This is a genomic window from Blautia sp. MSK.20.85 (assembly GCF_013317245.1).
Classification (GTDB): Bacteria; Bacillota; Clostridia; order Lachnospirales; family Lachnospiraceae; genus Blautia_A.
This window is the reverse complement of record NZ_JAAIUN010000003.1, coordinates 134,351-150,718: the sequence shown is the minus strand read 5'-3', so window position 1 is coordinate 150,718 and position 16,368 is coordinate 134,351. Positions and strand designations below refer to the sequence as shown.

16 protein-coding genes, 1 riboswitch and 1 other annotated feature are annotated in these 16,368 nt (G+C 43.9%); of the genes, 7 read left to right on the top strand and 9 right to left on the bottom strand.

The window, feature by feature from the left end; genetic code table 11:
• Positions 1 to 69: 69 nt before the first annotated feature.
• The 6 genes from rpsU to G5B12_RS02930 form a co-directional block, all read right to left on the bottom strand.
• Positions 70 to 246 (bottom strand): 30S ribosomal protein S21, encoded by a 177-nt coding sequence (gene rpsU / locus G5B12_RS02955; RefSeq protein WP_004222305.1) that lies wholly within the window; start codon positions 244 to 246, stop codon positions 70 to 72.
• 165 nt (positions 247 to 411) lie between these two features.
• Positions 412 to 3,054 (bottom strand): alanine--tRNA ligase, encoded by a 2,643-nt coding sequence (gene alaS / locus G5B12_RS02950; RefSeq protein ID WP_129975869.1) that lies wholly within the window; start codon positions 3,052 to 3,054, stop codon positions 412 to 414.
• Positions 3,055 to 3,140: 86 nt separating this feature from the next.
• Positions 3,141 to 4,367, bottom strand: a complete 1,227-nt coding sequence (gene tyrS / locus G5B12_RS02945; protein WP_174087708.1) for a tyrosine--tRNA ligase — start codon at positions 4,365 to 4,367, stop codon at positions 3,141 to 3,143.
• A 48-nt stretch (positions 4,368 to 4,415) separates the two neighbouring features.
• Positions 4,416 to 4,696 (bottom strand) — a binding site (T-box leader).
• An 81-nt stretch (positions 4,697 to 4,777) separates the two neighbouring features.
• Positions 4,778 to 5,257, bottom strand: a complete 480-nt coding sequence (gene rnhA / locus G5B12_RS02940; protein WP_021976937.1) for a ribonuclease HI — start codon at positions 5,255 to 5,257, stop codon at positions 4,778 to 4,780.
• Positions 5,258 to 5,488: 231 nt separating this feature from the next.
• Positions 5,489 to 7,225 carry a MutS-related protein gene (locus G5B12_RS02935; RefSeq protein WP_174087707.1) on the bottom strand — a complete coding sequence of 579 codons (1,737 nt, stop codon included), beginning with the start codon at positions 7,223 to 7,225 and terminating at the stop codon, positions 5,489 to 5,491.
• 77 nt (positions 7,226 to 7,302) lie between these two features.
• Complete coding sequence (locus G5B12_RS02930; protein ID WP_242997006.1) at positions 7,303 to 8,634, bottom strand: cell wall hydrolase; 1,332 nt, start codon at positions 8,632 to 8,634, stop codon at positions 7,303 to 7,305.
• A 176-nt stretch (positions 8,635 to 8,810) separates the two neighbouring features.
• Between G5B12_RS02930 and G5B12_RS02925 the strand changes: the two genes are divergently transcribed.
• Complete coding sequence (locus tag G5B12_RS02925; RefSeq protein ID WP_118062878.1) at positions 8,811 to 9,122, top strand: hypothetical protein; 312 nt, start codon at positions 8,811 to 8,813, stop codon at positions 9,120 to 9,122.
• A 24-nt stretch (positions 9,123 to 9,146) separates the two neighbouring features.
• On the opposite strand, the gene G5B12_RS17775 is transcribed toward G5B12_RS02925, so the two are convergent.
• Complete coding sequence (locus G5B12_RS17775; RefSeq protein ID WP_021976439.1) at positions 9,147 to 9,281, bottom strand: hypothetical protein; 135 nt, start codon at positions 9,279 to 9,281, stop codon at positions 9,147 to 9,149.
• A 106-nt stretch (positions 9,282 to 9,387) separates the two neighbouring features.
• On the opposite strand from G5B12_RS17775, the gene G5B12_RS02920 reads away from it, so the two are divergent.
• The 6 genes from G5B12_RS02920 (at position 9,388) to folK (ending at position 13,161) form a co-directional block, all read left to right on the top strand.
• Positions 9,388 to 9,744, top strand: coding sequence for a hypothetical protein (locus G5B12_RS02920; RefSeq protein WP_021976438.1), 357 nt, complete (start codon positions 9,388 to 9,390; stop codon positions 9,742 to 9,744).
• Positions 9,741 to 10,016, top strand: a complete 276-nt coding sequence (locus tag G5B12_RS02915; protein WP_174087706.1) for a hypothetical protein — start codon at positions 9,741 to 9,743, stop codon at positions 10,014 to 10,016. The genes G5B12_RS02920 and G5B12_RS02915 overlap by 4 nt, the downstream gene beginning before the upstream one ends.
• A gap of 221 nt (positions 10,017 to 10,237) precedes the next feature.
• Positions 10,238 to 10,334: riboswitch (THF riboswitch) on the top strand.
• 144 nt (positions 10,335 to 10,478) lie between these two features.
• Entirely contained in the window at positions 10,479 to 11,036 is a 558-nt protein-coding gene (gene folE, locus G5B12_RS02910) for a GTP cyclohydrolase I FolE (RefSeq protein WP_021976436.1), read from the top strand.
• Positions 11,036 to 11,512, top strand: a complete 477-nt coding sequence (locus tag G5B12_RS02905; protein WP_118071432.1) for an HD domain-containing protein — start codon at positions 11,036 to 11,038, stop codon at positions 11,510 to 11,512. Before folE ends, G5B12_RS02905 begins: the two co-directional genes overlap by 1 nt.
• A gap of 11 nt (positions 11,513 to 11,523) precedes the next feature.
• Positions 11,524 to 12,330, top strand: a complete 807-nt coding sequence (gene folP / locus G5B12_RS02900) for a dihydropteroate synthase (RefSeq protein ID WP_021976434.1) — start codon at positions 11,524 to 11,526, stop codon at positions 12,328 to 12,330.
• A gap of 9 nt (positions 12,331 to 12,339) precedes the next feature.
• A complete protein-coding gene (gene folK, locus G5B12_RS02895) occupies positions 12,340 to 13,161 on the top strand; it encodes a 2-amino-4-hydroxy-6-hydroxymethyldihydropteridine diphosphokinase (RefSeq protein WP_021976433.1) in 822 nt (273 codons plus the stop codon).
• Positions 13,162 to 13,406: 245 nt separating this feature from the next.
• On the opposite strand, the gene putP is transcribed toward folK, so the two are convergent.
• Both putP and G5B12_RS02885 read right to left on the bottom strand, forming a co-directional pair.
• Positions 13,407 to 14,915, bottom strand: a complete 1,509-nt coding sequence (putP, locus tag G5B12_RS02890; protein ID WP_174087718.1) for a sodium/proline symporter PutP — start codon at positions 14,913 to 14,915, stop codon at positions 13,407 to 13,409.
• A 197-nt stretch (positions 14,916 to 15,112) separates the two neighbouring features.
• Complete coding sequence (locus G5B12_RS02885) at positions 15,113 to 16,360, bottom strand: hypothetical protein (RefSeq protein WP_118071434.1); 1,248 nt, start codon at positions 16,358 to 16,360, stop codon at positions 15,113 to 15,115.
• Between the last annotated feature and the right edge of the window lie 8 nt (positions 16,361 to 16,368).

Sequence of the window (16,368 nt, the reverse complement as noted above, 5' to 3'; positions counted from 1 at the left end):
TCGTCAAACGTTCCTGTTTCTATTTAATTAAAAATCCCTGACCATACAGCCAGGGATTTTTGCGCACAATTAATTATATTTACGTTTTCTTGCGGCTTCAGATTTTTTCTTACGACGAACGCTTGGCTTCTCGTAATGCTCTCTCTTACGGATTTCCTGCTGGATTCCCGCTTTAGCACAGCTTCTCTTGAATCTGCGAAGAGCGCTATCTAAAGTCTCGTTCTCTTTTACGATAACGTTTGACATAGACTCACACCTAACCTCCCTCCAGTTGTAGATTGTGCTAAAATACAACTGTCTGGGTATTTTTCTTGCACGAGTGTTATTATATAGCATAACATGTGGTTTCGTCAACATCTTTTTCGATTTTTATGAAAAAAATGTCAAAATTGTAGATCACGCACAATTTTGTTATTTTGTGAGCTGTTTTTCAAGGATTCCTGCTGCTGCGTCCATAGCTTCCTGTGCCTTCTCCGGATTCTTTCCGCCGGCCTGTGCCATGTTCGGACGTCCGCCGCCGCCACCGCCAACGATGGCTGCTACAGCCTTGATCAGATTTCCTGCATGGGCGCCTGCTTTCTGAGCTGCGTCAGTCGCCATTGCAAGGAGATTTACCTTGCCGCCGTTTACTGCTGCAAGAAGGACAACTCCTTCGCCAAGCTGCTCTTTCAGTTTGTCACCAAGGTCTCTCAGGCCATTCATGTCAACGCCCTCAACTTTGGCTGCAAGAAGTTTTACGCCGTTTACTTCAACAACTTTATCCATGACATCGCCAAGTGCACTCTGGGCAGCTTTGCTCTTGAGAGATTCATTTTCGCTCTGAAGAGCTTTTACCTCAGCCTGAAGATGGCCGATCTTTTCTACAACCTCTGTTGTATTGGCCTTTAATGCTTTTGCAGCCTCATGGAGAAGCTCTTCCTGCTTTCTGTAGTATTCGATAACTGCTTTGCCGGTAAGTGCCTCAATACGGCGTACACCAGCTGCGATACCGGATTCGGAAACGATCTTAAAGAGCATGATGGAGCTTGTATTCTTTACATGAGTACCACCACAGAGCTCTTTGGAGAAGTCTCCCATAGATACCACACGTACCTTCTGGTCGTATTTCTCACCGAAGAGTGCCATTGCTCCGGATTTCTTAGCCTCTTCTACATCCATGATGTCTGTGTGTACTTCAAGGCCTGCCTGAATCTCTTTGTTTACAAGATCTTCTGTTGCCTGGATCTCCTCAGCTGTCATAGCCTGGAAATGAGCAAAGTCAAAACGAAGTCTGTCCGGTGTTACCAGAGAACCTTTCTGCTCTACGTGGGAACCAAGAACTGTTTTCAGCGCTTTCTGAAGAAGATGTGTCGCACTGTGGTTCTTCTCGGTATCTTTTCTTGCATCTTCGTTTACTTTCAGGGATACGGTCTCACCTGTGGAGATCATGCCGGACTCCATATGTCCTACATGGCCGAATTTGCCGCCACGGAGCTTGATGGTGTCCTCAACAACAAACTTGCCATTTGCTGTCTCGATCACACCGATATCGCCTTCCTGTCCACCCATGGTTGCATAGAAAGGAGTCTGCTCTACAAATACGGTACCCTTCTGTCCCTCTGTAAGAGAATCCACGATCTCTGTCTCTGTAGTAAGGACAGTTACTTTTGAGTCAAATGTCAGATGATCATAGCCAACGAATTCAGTTGTTACATTGACATCAATATCATCATATACAGTTGCGTCCGCACCCATATAGTTGGTTACTTCACGGGCTGTACGGGCTTTGACTCTCTGCTCTTCCATGGCTTTCTGGAATCCTTCCTCGTCAATGCCGTAGCCTTTTTCCTCAAGGATCTCCTTTGTGAGGTCAAGAGGGAATCCGTAAGTATCATAAAGTTTGAATGCATTGTCACCGGAAAGAGTTTTCTCGCCGGCTTTCTTCATATCCTCTTCCATGTCGGAAAGGATGCGGAGACCCTGATCGATGGTCTTGTTAAACTGATTCTCCTCGTTTGTAAGAACACGGAAGATAAACTCTTTCTTCTCCTCAAGTTCCGGATAACCGGCTTTGGAGCTCTCGATCACCTGTGCGCTTAATTTTGCAAGGAATGTTCCCTCGATGCCAAGAAGACGTCCGTGACGTGCAGCGCGGCGGATCAGGCGACGGAGAACGTATCCACGTCCCTCATTTGTCGGCATGATTCCATCGGAGATCATAAATGTCGCGGAACGGATATGGTCTGTGATCAGACGGATGGAAACATCGTCTGCATAGTTCTTCTCATATTCTTTATGTGCGATCTCGCATACAAGATTACGAAGTGCACAGATAGTATCTACATCAAAAATAGAATCTACATCCTGAACAACTACAGCAAGACGTTCAAGTCCCATACCGGTATCGATGTTCTTCTGTTTCAGTGTTGTATAGTTTCCGTTTCCATCGTTTTCGAACTGTGTGAAAACGTTGTTCCATACTTCCATGTAACGGTCGCAGTCACAGCCTACCGTACAGCCAGGTTTGCCGCAGCCGTATTTCTCTCCTCGGTCATAATAGATCTCAGAACATGGACCGCACGGACCTGCACCATGTTCCCAGAAGTTATCTTCTTTTCCGAAACGGAAAATACGTTCAGACGGAATCCCTACCTCTTTGTTCCAGATATCGAAGGCTTCATCATCATCCAGGTAAATGGATGGGTAGAGGCGGTCTGCATCAAGCCCTACAACCTCAGTAAGAAACTCCCAGGACCAGTGGATCGCTTCTCTCTTGAAGTAATCACCAAAAGAGAAGTTTCCAAGCATCTCAAAGAATGTACCGTGACGTGCGGTTTTACCTACATTTTCGATATCACCGGTACGGATACATTTCTGGCAGGTTGTTACTCTTGTTCTTGGCGGCTTCTCAGCACCTGTAAAATATGGTTTCAGCGGAGCCATACCTGCATTGATCAGCAGAAGACTCTTGTCTCCCTGAGGAACCAGGGAAAAGCTTTTCATTACAAGATGACCCTTGCTCTCCATAAAGTCAAGGAACATCTTACGAAGTTCGTTCACTCCGTACTTTTTCATGTTGTTATCCTCCTTGTGTCAACCCCATCTGTCAGCATTTCCGGAATGTTGTAGCTTTATCCCGGAAATGTCACAGATATGGGAAATTATTTTACACAGATCTTTTTGAATTTTTTCTTGCCTCGTTTCAGGACGATCCCGTCTCCTGCAAAAGCATCCTTCTCAACCGTGTGGTAAATGTCGGTGAGTTTCTCACCATCGATGGATACACCACCCTGCTGGATCGCACGGCGGCCTTCGGAACGGCTTGGTACCAGCTCTGCTTTTACAAGAAGTGTGATCAGATCGATTTTTCCTTCCTCGTCAAAATCTTCCGCTGAAAGCTCTGTTGTAGGCATATGAGAAGTATCTGCACCTGAGAACAGTGCGCGGGCACCCTCCTGTGCTTTTTTGGCTTCTTCCTCACCATGTACAAGCTCAGTCAGCTGATATGCAAGAATCTCTTTTGCTTTGTTCAGCTCATTGCCTTCCCATTTAGCCATCTCATCAATCTCTTCAAGAGGAAGGAAGGTAAGAAGACGCATACATTTGATAACGTCTGCATCGTCTACATTTCTCCAGTACTGGTAGAAATCAAACGGGGATGTCTTATTCGGATCAAGCCATACAGCTCCGGACTGGGTTTTTCCCATCTTCTTGCCCTCTGAGTTGAGAAGCAGTGTGATGGTCATGGCATAAGCATCCTTACCAAGTTTACGGCGGATCAGCTCAGTACCGCCAAGCATATTGCTCCACTGATCATCACCACCGAACTGCATATTGCAGCCGTATTTCTGATACAGCATGTAGAAATCATAGCTCTGCATGATCATGTAGTTGAATTCCAGGAAGCTTAAGCCTCGCTCCATACGCTGTTTGTAGCACTCTGCTGTCAGCATACGGTTTACGGAAAAGTGAGCGCCTACCTCACGGAGAAGCTCTACATAGTTAAGGTTCATAAGCCAGTCCGCATTGTTTACCATAAGTGCTTTTCCATCAGAAAAATCGATAAAACGGCTCATCTGCTGTTTAAAACAGTCAATATTATGCTGGATGGTTTCCTTGGTCAGCATCTGACGCATATCCGTTCTTCCGGACGGGTCACCGATCATACCAGTACCACCGCCAAGAAGGGCAATCGGGCGGTTGCCTGCCATCTGCAGTCTCTTCATCAGGCAAAGAGCCATGAAGTGTCCTACATGAAGGCTGTCTGCTGTCGGGTCAAAGCCGATATAAAATGTAGCTTTACCATTGTTTACCATCTCTTTGATCTCGTCTTCATCTGTAACCTGCGCGATCAGGCCACGTGCTTTCAGTTCTTCCCAAACTGTCATTGTTCTTTCCTCCTGTATAGTCATATAAAAAATGCCCGGTTCCTGTCCGTTTAGGACGAGAACCGGGTCCCGCGTTACCACCTAAATTTACAGAAAACTCGCATTTCCTGCCTCATAAAGTGAATCTATATCCTGTTATATCCAATATAATACGATATAAAATCACTTCAGCACAATAACGGGTGCTATTCCGTCGCAGCCTATCTGTAAAGCCAGATTCGGTACGCAGCTCCGGGATGTATTCACAGAAGTTCCACCCTGCGCCTCTCACCTGCCGGCTGCTCTCTGTAGGCTTTCCTTAAGTTACTTCTTCCCTTCCATGCCTTTTACTATACTATATGAAGTATACAAACTGCTTTTTTGTTTGTCAAGAAATTTTGGTATCGCTTTGACAACTTAAAGTGACAGAATTATCCGTTTAACCCCTCATCTACATAAAGTTCATCGCCGTCTGCAGCGGATGTGGCAAGCTGGTCACAGCGCTCATTTAACGGATTATCCGCATGTCCCTTAACCCAGTGGAAGCTTACCTGGTGCTGTTCCTTAGCCTTTAAAAGGCGTTTCCAGAGATCTACATTCTTCACATTTTCGTTTTTGCCACGTTTCCAGTTCTTTTTCAGCCAGGAATCGATCCAGTGCTGATTGAAGGCATCTACCAGATATTTGGAATCGGAATACAGCTCCACCTGGCAGGGACGGTTCAGTGCCTCCAGAGCTACGATAGCTGCCATCAGCTCCATCCGGTTGTTTGTAGTTTTCTTGTAGCCTCTGGACAATTCACGCTCATGTAACTGGCCTTTGGTATCAATATACTGAAGAACTGCTCCGTAGCCGCCTGGGCCGTCCGGATTTCCGCGTGCTGCGCCGTCGGTATAGATTTTTACCTGCATGTTTGATTCTCCTTGGATTTTGAAATAATGAATTTTTTATTTAATAGTCAAGCGGATATTCGCAATCCGCTTCGCTACGCAGCTCTACACCAAATAACTGCTCCGCAGTTTATCAGGAGGAGCTTGCACTCCTCCTGATACAAGCAAGTCCCCACCCACTGCTTATTGCTTTTCGCAACCCCGCAGGGGACTTACTTGATTTGGTTTAATTTACAGTTATGCTGTTCCTGATTATACCTGTCCTTTTTCTCCAGTGCAAGAAATTTTTGTCCATACACCGGTACGTTCAAAGTCTGCCGCTGCATTTCCCGCATTTTTCACAAGCTTTGGATCATATCCCAGCATATCCAGAAGACGGATGGCATTTCGTGTTGTTGCCCTTCCCGGTTGGAGGAGATAATTAAACACCACTTCCTGTTCCCTGACTTCCTCTTCGAAATGATAATTTGTATAAATTTCATCCAGAATATAGGAAATCTCAATATCATGGGTTGCCGCAAAAGAAAGCAGCCAGTTTCCCCGAAGTGCATTTAAGATCTGTGAGGAAGCCGCAATCCTCTCAATGGTGTTGGTTCCCCGGAGAACTTCATCGATCACACAGAGCAGCGGTTCTTTTTTCCGGCTTTCATCCAGGATCCGTTTCAGGGAACGAATCTCTACGATGAAATAACTTTCACCGCTGCTGATATCGTCCCTCAGAGCCATGGAAGTCATTACCTTCAGAAATGGTGCCCGACAGGAGGTTGCTGTGCAGGTGTGGATAGTCTGCGCAAGAATGCTGTTGATCGCCACATTTTTCAGAAATGTGGATTTGCCGGAAGCGTTGGAACCGGTAACCAGAGTGCCTCCCGTTGCAATGATACTGTTTGCCACCGGATTTCTGATCAGCGGATGGTAGAGATCTTCTGTTTTAAGCTGCACCGCCGTATCCGATTCTTCTGTCCACGGGACAAATTCCGGTATACACCAGAGTGTCAGTGTCCGGCGAAAAGAAGCTACGGAAATCAAAGCATCCAGTTCTCCGATATTATCAATCAGCAGCATGATCGTATCGGCCTTATCTTTTATTTCCTTTAATACGGAATTGTATGCCAGAATATCCACATGAAATACCATCCGCACATAACTCATCAGTAATTGGAAAGGGTCCCCGGAATCTGCATTTTTTCCGGTAATCAGAATGGCTTTTTTTCGGAAACGTCGGAATTCCTTTTTTCCTTCCGCAATCACTTCCATCTGTTTTCTGGCTTCCGGATATTTCACGATCTGCATCTGGTCTGCCGCTTCCAGCATTTTCAGAAGATGGTTAAAGCAGTCCATATAGGTTTCAATAACTTTCTGCCCTGCACTGGCATAATAAATTGAGATATTGGCGATCATCAGACACATAAACACCAGAAAGCCCACCATCGGATACAATGGAAGCAGCACAAAAATACTCAAAAGGAGTGCTGCCAGCATCAGAATATGGATTTTCATATTGATCACCGGTGCATCATTGAGGGCAAGAACTGTATCCGCCAGAGAACCAAGCCTTGTCTTCCCGATGGAAGCCAGGATCAGCTGAAGATCTGTCCGTTCCTTTTCATGGGTATCAAAAAAATGGATCAGTTTCTCACGTTCTTCCAGTTTTTCTTTGTTGAAAACAGGTCTTCGAAGCATATTATAGAGCACGTCTTCTCCAGGTGATGAAACCGTCTGATTGATCTGTATAAAAATCCGATCCATATCCAGGTCGTTCCAGGTAATATCATCAATATAAAATTTCCCGTTTTCTTTTCTGCGAAAATAGTGGGAGATACGCTCCAGATCATCCGGAGAGTATTCTCTTTCCGGGATTTTTCCAAAAATTCTCTTTATTCTGTTCTTTTGTGCTTTTTTCCACTTATGGTTGTTCCATGCCATCAGGATAATAAACAGTACAACGATTCCTGCTGCCCACAGGATCACCTGTAAATATGGATGCATATTTTTCCCTCCCTGTGTCTATGATAAAAAAAGCCCCTGTCAGCAGCTGTACTGCTGCTGACAGGGATAATGTATCATTATACCCAGTCTACAAAAAATGTATGATCTTTATAAACTTCGTATTTAACCTTGCTGAAAGTTAACGGTTGTTTTTTGAAAGAACTGTTCATCATAAAATACATATAATTAAAATCTTTCTGTTTAAATCCGGTCAGAGTTCTTGATTTCCCGTTCTTGACATAATTATTGAAAATCGTCATTGCTTTTTTTGCTGCCTGATATGCAAGAGTGCGGTTCTCAAAATTGCCTTTAAGACGTTTCAGAAGAGCTCCGTCACGAACTACAGAATATTGCGGATAAGTACCATTTACCATGCTTTCGTAAATTACACCGCGAACTGTGGAAGGAAACTCTTTATCTTTTTTAATTGTACGGTTAAGAACACAAAGTGCTACCGCTTCCATTCCAATCTTTCCCTGGTCTCCTGCTTCGGATTCACATAATGCAGCCAGAAGTGCTTCGTCTGTTGTCTTACCGTTAGCAATTCCCGGATGAGTCTTGTATTCTTTCACCATTGTGTAATATCTGGAATTCTGAGTGTCATAAACTTTTACGTTTCCATTACTCAGATTCTGATTTGAATGGCTTGTCTTAACAGTAGCTACACCTGTCGAAGAAATTGTATAAGTAACTCCACTGACGGTTACTGTTGTACTGACAGCCATAGAACCATCTGTTTTAAAATAATATTTCTTTCCATCAATAGTTTTAAGTCCGGTAGCCATAGAACCGTTACTGGTAGAAAAATAGTATTTCTTTCCGCTGATGCGCCTCCATCCGGTAGTCATATATCCGGTTTCAGGATCAAAATAATAGCTGATATTTTTGGATGTATTTTTCAGCCAGCCGGTAGCCATTACACCGGAAGTGCTGTGAAAATACCGTTTCTGGCCTTTGCTGTTTTTTAACCAGCCAGTAGCCATGATACCTTCGCCACTTGTAAAATAGTATTTCTCACCTTTACTGTTTTTCATCCAGCCTCTGGTCAGTTTACCTGTTTTTGGATCAAAATATCGTTTCCGCTTCCTGGAATCTGTCAGCCAGCCAGTTACCATAACTCCCTTCTGACTGGTAAAATAATAAGTCTTTTGGCCATTTACGTTTAGCCAGCCCTTAACCTGAACACCTGTAGTTTTATTAAAATAGTATTTATATTTTCCAAGTGTCAGCCAGCCTTTTTGTTTGCTACCGTCGCTTTTTATGTAGTATGTCTTTCCTCCAACTGTCTTAAAACCGGCAGTTGCTGCCTGTACTTCAGTTGCAGAATGTGAAAAAAAAGCGCAGCCGGCCAGAAGTAAACATACCAGCATCAGTCCCTTCATCCACTGTCTTGCTCTGAGATTTTTCATAATTTTCCCCATTTCTTTATGCCCGATAACAAAATATCAGTTCTGTTTCAAAAATTACAAAAGTGTTACATTGTGTTTATTATATCGTAACGAATAAATACTGTCAACTTTTTTGTAACCAGGGACATCTCCTACCCATATGATGAAGTGTAAACAAAATTCTGGAGGACTTATCGATGAGTGACTTAGCGGCTACAAATTGCGGTTGTAATGACTGCGGGTGTGATTCCGGATGTGGCAATAACTGCGGATGTAATAACAACGGCTGCGGATGCGGCAATAACTGTGGCTGTGGCGGATGGGGAACTTCCCTGTTTGGCGGCGGAAACAGCTGCTCCTGCATTCTCTGGATCATCTGCCTTCTGTGCTGCGGCGGCAATAACGGATGCGGTAATAACAATGGCTGTTGCAATGACAGCTGCTGGATCATCATCCTTCTTCTGCTCTGCTGCGGAAATAATGGATGTGGCTGCAACAACTGCTGTTAAAAAGATTCGCAGAAAGGGCAGAGGTTACTTCCTCTGCCCTTTCTGCCGGTGTTTTTTTGCGGCTTCCTGTTTCTTCTTTTTTTCTTCCAGACACTTCAGATCTATCTCATAAAAAGCATTCCCATCAATCACAAGCCTTTGCTTTTTTTCTGATTCCATAGTTTTCTCCCGAAAATAAATTCTTCCATTTATAATATGAAACTTTTTGTATTTCTGTCATATTCTTTCACGAAGAAACATAGATTTCATGAAAAAGGACTTTTTTATGGAACAGGATTTTGTTGCCAGAACTGCACTTGATGAGATGGTAGAAAGTGACCGGAATCAAATGCTGAAAGCCATGATTCCATATTTACCTGCCTCTGGCCAGCAGTTTCTGTCTATGTATGCAAAAACTCAGGAATTGATCAATACCATGACCCTCTTCAAAAATCGCAAAAATTATCCGGATATGCAGGCAGCCAGTCTTTCCATGTCTGATCCGATGGAAATACTTCAGGATATCCGAAGATGCTGCGGTGGTGAAAAACGCAGACAGATCGACCAGATTACAAATCTTATAGCTGTCATGCAAATGATAAAAATTATGAATGAGGAACCGTCAGGAGGTGAAAATCCATGAGTGATGACTGGAAAAACAATCCAAAGCTTTCCCAAATGGATCCGCAGAAACTTTCCATGCTTCAGAATCTGGCTGATCAGGGACTTGGGAAAAATCCTTCTGAACTGATGCCGTTTATTATGGGCGCAGCTTCTCAGGAAAAAAATGCGGGATTAAATTTTAGCTCTGATGAAATCTCTGCGATTATTGAAGTGCTTAAGATAGGAAAAAGTACCACGGAAATCGCCCGGCTTGACCGTATTGTAAATCTGATGAAAATGATACGCCATTAACAACCCTGTGATCCCGGAACAGCGTCTTTTCTGTTCCGGGAATTTTCTGTCTTATATTCCTTTTCCCATCTGTCTGAATATAATCTGCAAAAATCCGACATATCTATAGATTCTATCGCATAATTCATAGAACATATTCTCTATTTTTGTGATATTTTTTTATCATTTTCACTTCCTTCTTATATCAGTATATGGTATACTTGTCCATGAAATGAATGATATGCAAAATAGGATTTTATGCGTCAAGTGTTTGGCGAATGGGGAGTTGTCGCCAGAACGAAAAGTACGTCTTACGGTATGAAATCCGCACCCGTTGCAGCAATATAAGAGAATATCTCATATTGTGTAGGGCTTTTTCGACATACGTTCTATTACAATTGGAGATATCTTTTTTTATGCGCAAAAATAAAAGAGACGGTCTCCGAAAAACGTGATTTTTTTAACAAATGGAGGTTGTTATTTATGGTAGACAAAGCAAAAGTTGAAGAGGCGATCAAGCTTCTTCTCGAAGGAATCGGCGAAGATGTAGACAGAGAGGGACTGCAGGGAACTCCGGAACGTATTGCCCGCATGTGCGAGGAAATTTATGGCGGACTTGACAACGAGGCGGACGAATATCTTCAGAAACAGTTCCATGTAGAAAACAACGAAATGGTCCTGGAAAAAGATATTACCTTTTATTCCATGTGCGAACATCATCTTATGCCGTTTTACGGAAAAGCTCATATCGCATATATCCCAAATGGCAAAGTTACCGGCTTAAGCAAGCTGGCCCGTACCGTTGATGTGTACGCGAGAAGACCTCAGATCCAGGAACGTCTGACTGTGCAGATCGCAGATGCCCTGGAACGTGTTCTCGCTCCAAAAGGAATCATGGTAATGCTGGAGGCGGAGCATACCTGCATGACCATGCGTGGGATCAAAAAGCCGGGAAGCAAAACGGTTACGACTGTCACCAGAGGTGAATTCAAAGAAAATATGGAGCTCCAGAAACAGTTCCTTGCTATGGTTAAGGACTGATGGACAGAGTAAATCAGATCTGGAATCATCCGATCTATCAGAATGAGCTTAATAAGCTTCAGCTTCTGGAGACTGACCGTGAATTCTGCAGACATACACCGGAGCATTTTCTGGATGTGGCACGCCTTGCCTATATCCGGGCACTTGAGGAAAATGCTCCGGTTTCAAAGGAACTGATCTACTGTACTGCCCTTCTTCATGATATCGGACGGGCCAGACAGTATGAAGATGGCACTCCTCATGATGAGGCCGGTGCTGCTATCGCCGGGCAGATCTTAAACGAGCTTGGATTTTCTATGGAAGAAATTGAAGCGATCGTTTCGGCAATACGTGGTCACAGAGCTCAGACGGATCAGACAGTTCTTGGAAAACTGCTCTATACTGCGGACAAAAGATCCAGAAACTGTTTTTCCTGTAAAGCAGAGCCGGAATGTTACTGGTCTCCTGCCAAAAAAAATATGACGATCCAATATTAGGAGGTTTTTTCATGAAAATCGGAAATCGTGAGTTTGATGTAAAAAACAAAACATACATTATGGGTATCTTAAATGTCACACCGGATTCTTTCTCAGATGGCGGAAAATGGAATGATATGGATCATGCCCTGAAACATACGGAAGCTATGATCGCCGAGGGTGCTGATATCCTGGATATTGGCGGAGAGTCAACCCGTCCGGGACATACACCAGTTGGTGCACAGGAAGAGATTGAACGAGTACTCCCTGTTATTGAGGCAGTAAAAAGCCGTTTCGATATCCCGATTTCTGTAGATACATACAAGGGATGTGTTGCAGAAGAATCCCTGAAACATGGAGCAGATCTTATCAATGATATCTGGGGACTGAAATACGACCCGGAAATGGCTCCTGTCATTGCCAGATATAATGCTCCCTGCTGTTTAATGCATAACAAAGATAACACAGAGTATAACAACTTTATTGTAGACATGCTGGCTGAAACCCAGGAATGTGTCAATATCGCCAAACGTGCCGGTATTGCCGATGACAAGATCATTCTTGACCCGGGTGTCGGATTTGGTAAAACATATGAGATGAACCTGATGACCATGGATAATCTGGAGCTTTTCCGGAAGCTGGGATATCCGGTACTTCTTGGTACCTCCAGAAAATCCATGATCGGACTTGCACTTGATCTTCCTGTAGATCAGCGTGTAGAGGGAACCCTTGCCACATCGGTGATCGGTGTTATGAAGGGCTGTGCATTTGTCCGTGTTCATGACATCAAAGAAAATAAACGCGTCATCCAGATGACAGAAGCTATTCTGGGACGCTAGGAGGAACTGATGGATAAAATCGAAATCAGAGATCTTGAGATTTTTGCAAACCATGGTGTATTTCCGGAAGAAACAGCTCTCGGACAGAAATTTGTTGTTTCTGCTGTTATGTATACAGAGACACGTCCGGCAGGGCTGGCAGATGATCTTTCTGCTTCCATCAATTATGGGGAAGTCAGTCATATGATCACCGATTTTCTTCAGAAAAACACTTACAAACTTCTGGAGGCTGCTGTGGAGAATCTGGCAGAGCTGCTGCTGCTTTCTCTTCCGCTTCTTAAAAAGATCACCCTTCGTATTGAAAAGCCCTGGGCTCCGGTAGGCCTTCCACTGAAAACCGTTGCTGTGGAAATTACCCGAGGCTGGCATACAGCTTATGTTGCTTTTGGTTCCAATATGGGGGATAAGAAGAAATACCTGGACAATGCGATCCAGGGGCTTCGGGATATGAAAGAGATCGTTGTTGAGAAAGTTTCAGAGTATCTTGTGACAGAGCCTTATGGCGGTGTGGAGCAGGATGAATTTCTCAATGGAGCTTTAAGAGTCCGGACTTTGCTTTGTCCGGAGGAGCTTCTTGACAGGCTGCATGTGCTGGAGCAGGCTGCGGATCGGAAGCGGATCATACATTGGGGGCCACGGACACTGGATCTGGATATCTTGTTTTATGATAATGAGATCATTGATACGGAGGTATTGCATGTGCCTCATATTGATATGGAGAATCGGGATTTTGTGTTGAAGCCTATGGTGGAGATTGCACCGTATTTGCGGCATCCGGTGTTGAATTTAACAATGGAGCAGTTGTTAAAAAAGCTGCTTGAAAATGCATAATAATCTAATTTTATTGCAATTTGGAAGTTGTGAAAAGCGTGGGGAAGGGAAGCATTCGTAGTTGCGAAGGCCATTTCTCTTCCCCACACCCCTTTCCTCCGGCCACGCTTAGAACATTTTGGCTGTGTGACTTTATTTAATTATAAATAAAAAAAGATGACAAGCCCGATACAGATGTCTTGGCTACAATCTGTATCGGGCTTGTTTTGTTTGAGTGTAAGTTATTGAATAAAATCCTTAATTCTTTATTTCTGGTTTACCAAATCGAATTCGTCGGTGATTTCTTTGGATGGGGCCTTGGTGAGGAGACTGACGATGATGTTTGCTGCGATGGCCACCAGGAAGGCGGGAAGGAGTTCATAGATTCCCCAGGCGCCGCCGAGTTTGCTGATTCCGTATTTCCAGATGAATACCATGGAACCGCCGCAGATCATTCCTGCCAGGGCTCCCTGCCAGTTGGAGCGTCTCCAGAATAATGCCAGGAGGACTACAGGGCCGAATACGGCTCCGAAACCTGCCCAGGCGAAGGATACGATGGTGAAGACGGAACTGTTCGGGTCACGGGCGATGAACATAGCTACTACTGCGATCAGAAGAAGTGTGATCTTATCCGCTACCATGCTTTCTTTTTTGGTTTCTTTATCCTTCAGGATGCTTCCGAGAAGGTCGGAAGAAACTGCTGAAGATGCTGCCAGAAGCTGGGAATCTGCAGTTGACATGGTAGATGCCAGGATTCCTGCGAGGATAAGTCCTGCAAGGATCGCTGCGATCACACCGTGCTGGCTGAGAAGATTTGCAATCTGAACGATGATGGTCTCAGATGCGGAACCTTCCAGAAGATCAAACTCTCCTGCTGCTGTCATTCCAAGTCCTACCACACCGATCAGTACTGCTACTGCCAGTGAGATCACTACCCATGTAGTTGCCACTCTTCTGGAAAGTGTAAGTTTCTCTTCATCTTCAATCGCCATGAAACGAAGAAGAATATGTGGCATTCCGAAATATCCAAGTCCCCATGCAAGCATGGAAATAATGTTAAGCAGTGGATATGCCTGTTCTGTTCCGGTTGTGGGATCATATGTAGTAAACATAGTCAGATATCCCGGCAGGGATCTTGCATGGTCTGCAACTGCCTCAATACCACCGGCAGTGCTGATCCCGAATACGAATACGATCACAAGTGCGATGGACATGATGATACTCTGGATAAAGTCTGTAGTAGATGCTGCCAGGAATCCTCCCAGTGTAGTATAGCCAACGATAACCAATGCACTGATAATCATAGCCGGCAGATATTTTACGCCAAAGAGACTTGCAAAAAGTTTACCACAGGCTGCAAATCCGGAAGCTGTATACGGAATAAAAAAGATTACGATAAAAATCGCTCCGATGGACTGCAGAATCTTCTTCTCATCTCTGTAACGGTTACTGAAAAAGGATGGCAGTGTAATGGAGTTTCCTGCCACATGTGTGTAACGGCGGATTCTTTTTGCCACGATCCTCCAGTTTACGTACGTTCCGATGGCAAGGCCAATGGCTGTCCAGCCTGCGTCTGCAATACCGGTAAGATAAGCAAGTCCCGGTAATCCCATCAGAAGCCAGCTGCTCATGTCAGAAGCCTCTGCACTCATGGCTGTTACCAGAGGTCCAAGTTTTCTTCCTCCCAGATAGAAATCAGAACTGTCATTGTTGTTCTTGGAACACAGATAACCCACAAAGATCATTGCACCCAGGTAGACGATAATGGCTGCCATTATACAAATATGTGCTGTTGTCAAGAATAGTTCTCTCCCTTCATTTATCTATGTATGTTTTCACATATTTATAGATTTTATTATATTAACTTAAGAAAGTAAAGAGGATTTTCCATTTTTTTGAATAAAAATGTCTTTTATACGAAGAAAAAGGGCTGAACCCATAAGACAGCCCAGCTCTTTTCCAAAATTTCTGTTTAGTTTTCCTCAATACGCTTCTGCACATCTTCCACTGTGTACGCTTCTGTCAGTGCTTTCAGATCATCCGGTGTGGTATCTGTACTGTAAGCTTTGATAACTTTCATCAGATCCGCACAGCTGTATGCATTTTCGTAAATATCCTGTGTATATCCGTAAAGCTCATTGAAGGTATCTTTATCGGATGCGCTCCAGAATCCCTGATACAGACGAACAGTATTGCTATCTGCATCATCGGTGTTTGCCTCCGGATGACCGGACATTGCATTGTACAGGATCGCAAATGCAGGACCGCCCATGGATGCATATTTTCCTGCAATGTAATCAATCTTCGGATTACCAAAAGAATCGTTATCATTGATCTCATCATGATTTTCCATGGAGAAGCAGTCAACAGCTCCGACCTTGATATTGGAGCCCTGCTCTTCTTCCTTGGAAGTAATCGTCTTCATGATCTCATCTACATTGAAGGTACAGAGAACTGCATCATAATTTCTATCTACAAAAGCATGTTTCAGGTTATTGATTCCTTTCGGATCTGTCATATATCCAGGGCAGATGGTAATGCTGACATCATCCTTTCCTGCATCTACAACCGTTGTTTTCTCAGATGACGCAAGTTTTTCAACATCCTCCGAATAAGTCAGTCCTTCTTTTTCAGCCAGTCCTTCCAGAACACCAATGGTTCTCTGAAGGTGCATGTAGTTTCCTGCGGAAGAACCACCGGTCAGCACAATATAACTGCTGGTATCTGCATCTGCAAAATAATCTGCCATATTGTAGCCGGCTTCATAATCTGCCTTTGCATCCGGTCCTACACTTCCAAGAAAATACGGGCTGGTTTTTACCTTGTCATAATCTTCATCGCTGATACTTCCGGAACCAAGAACATAATACATTTCTTCTTCATCACAGGCTTCTACAATCTTCTGAATATCCTGTCCATAAAAAGAAATGATTCCGCTTACGCCCTGCAGCTTCATTGCGCGGATAAAATTGATCTCGTCCTCTGCAGAATTAATGCTGCCTGAAAAATAGAACTTTACCGGAAATCCCTGCTGGATATATTCTCTGTAATAGTTCATAAACATGTTCATTTCCGGGCTGTTCTGATTATATACTACAACACCTATTGTATATTGAACATCTCTGTCTTCCACAGCAGCGGAAACTTTTTTCCCGCCAACTGCAAAAACGGCAAGCAACAACAGCAGAATGCCCATTACTTTAAAGTTTTTTAATGTCATACTGTTTT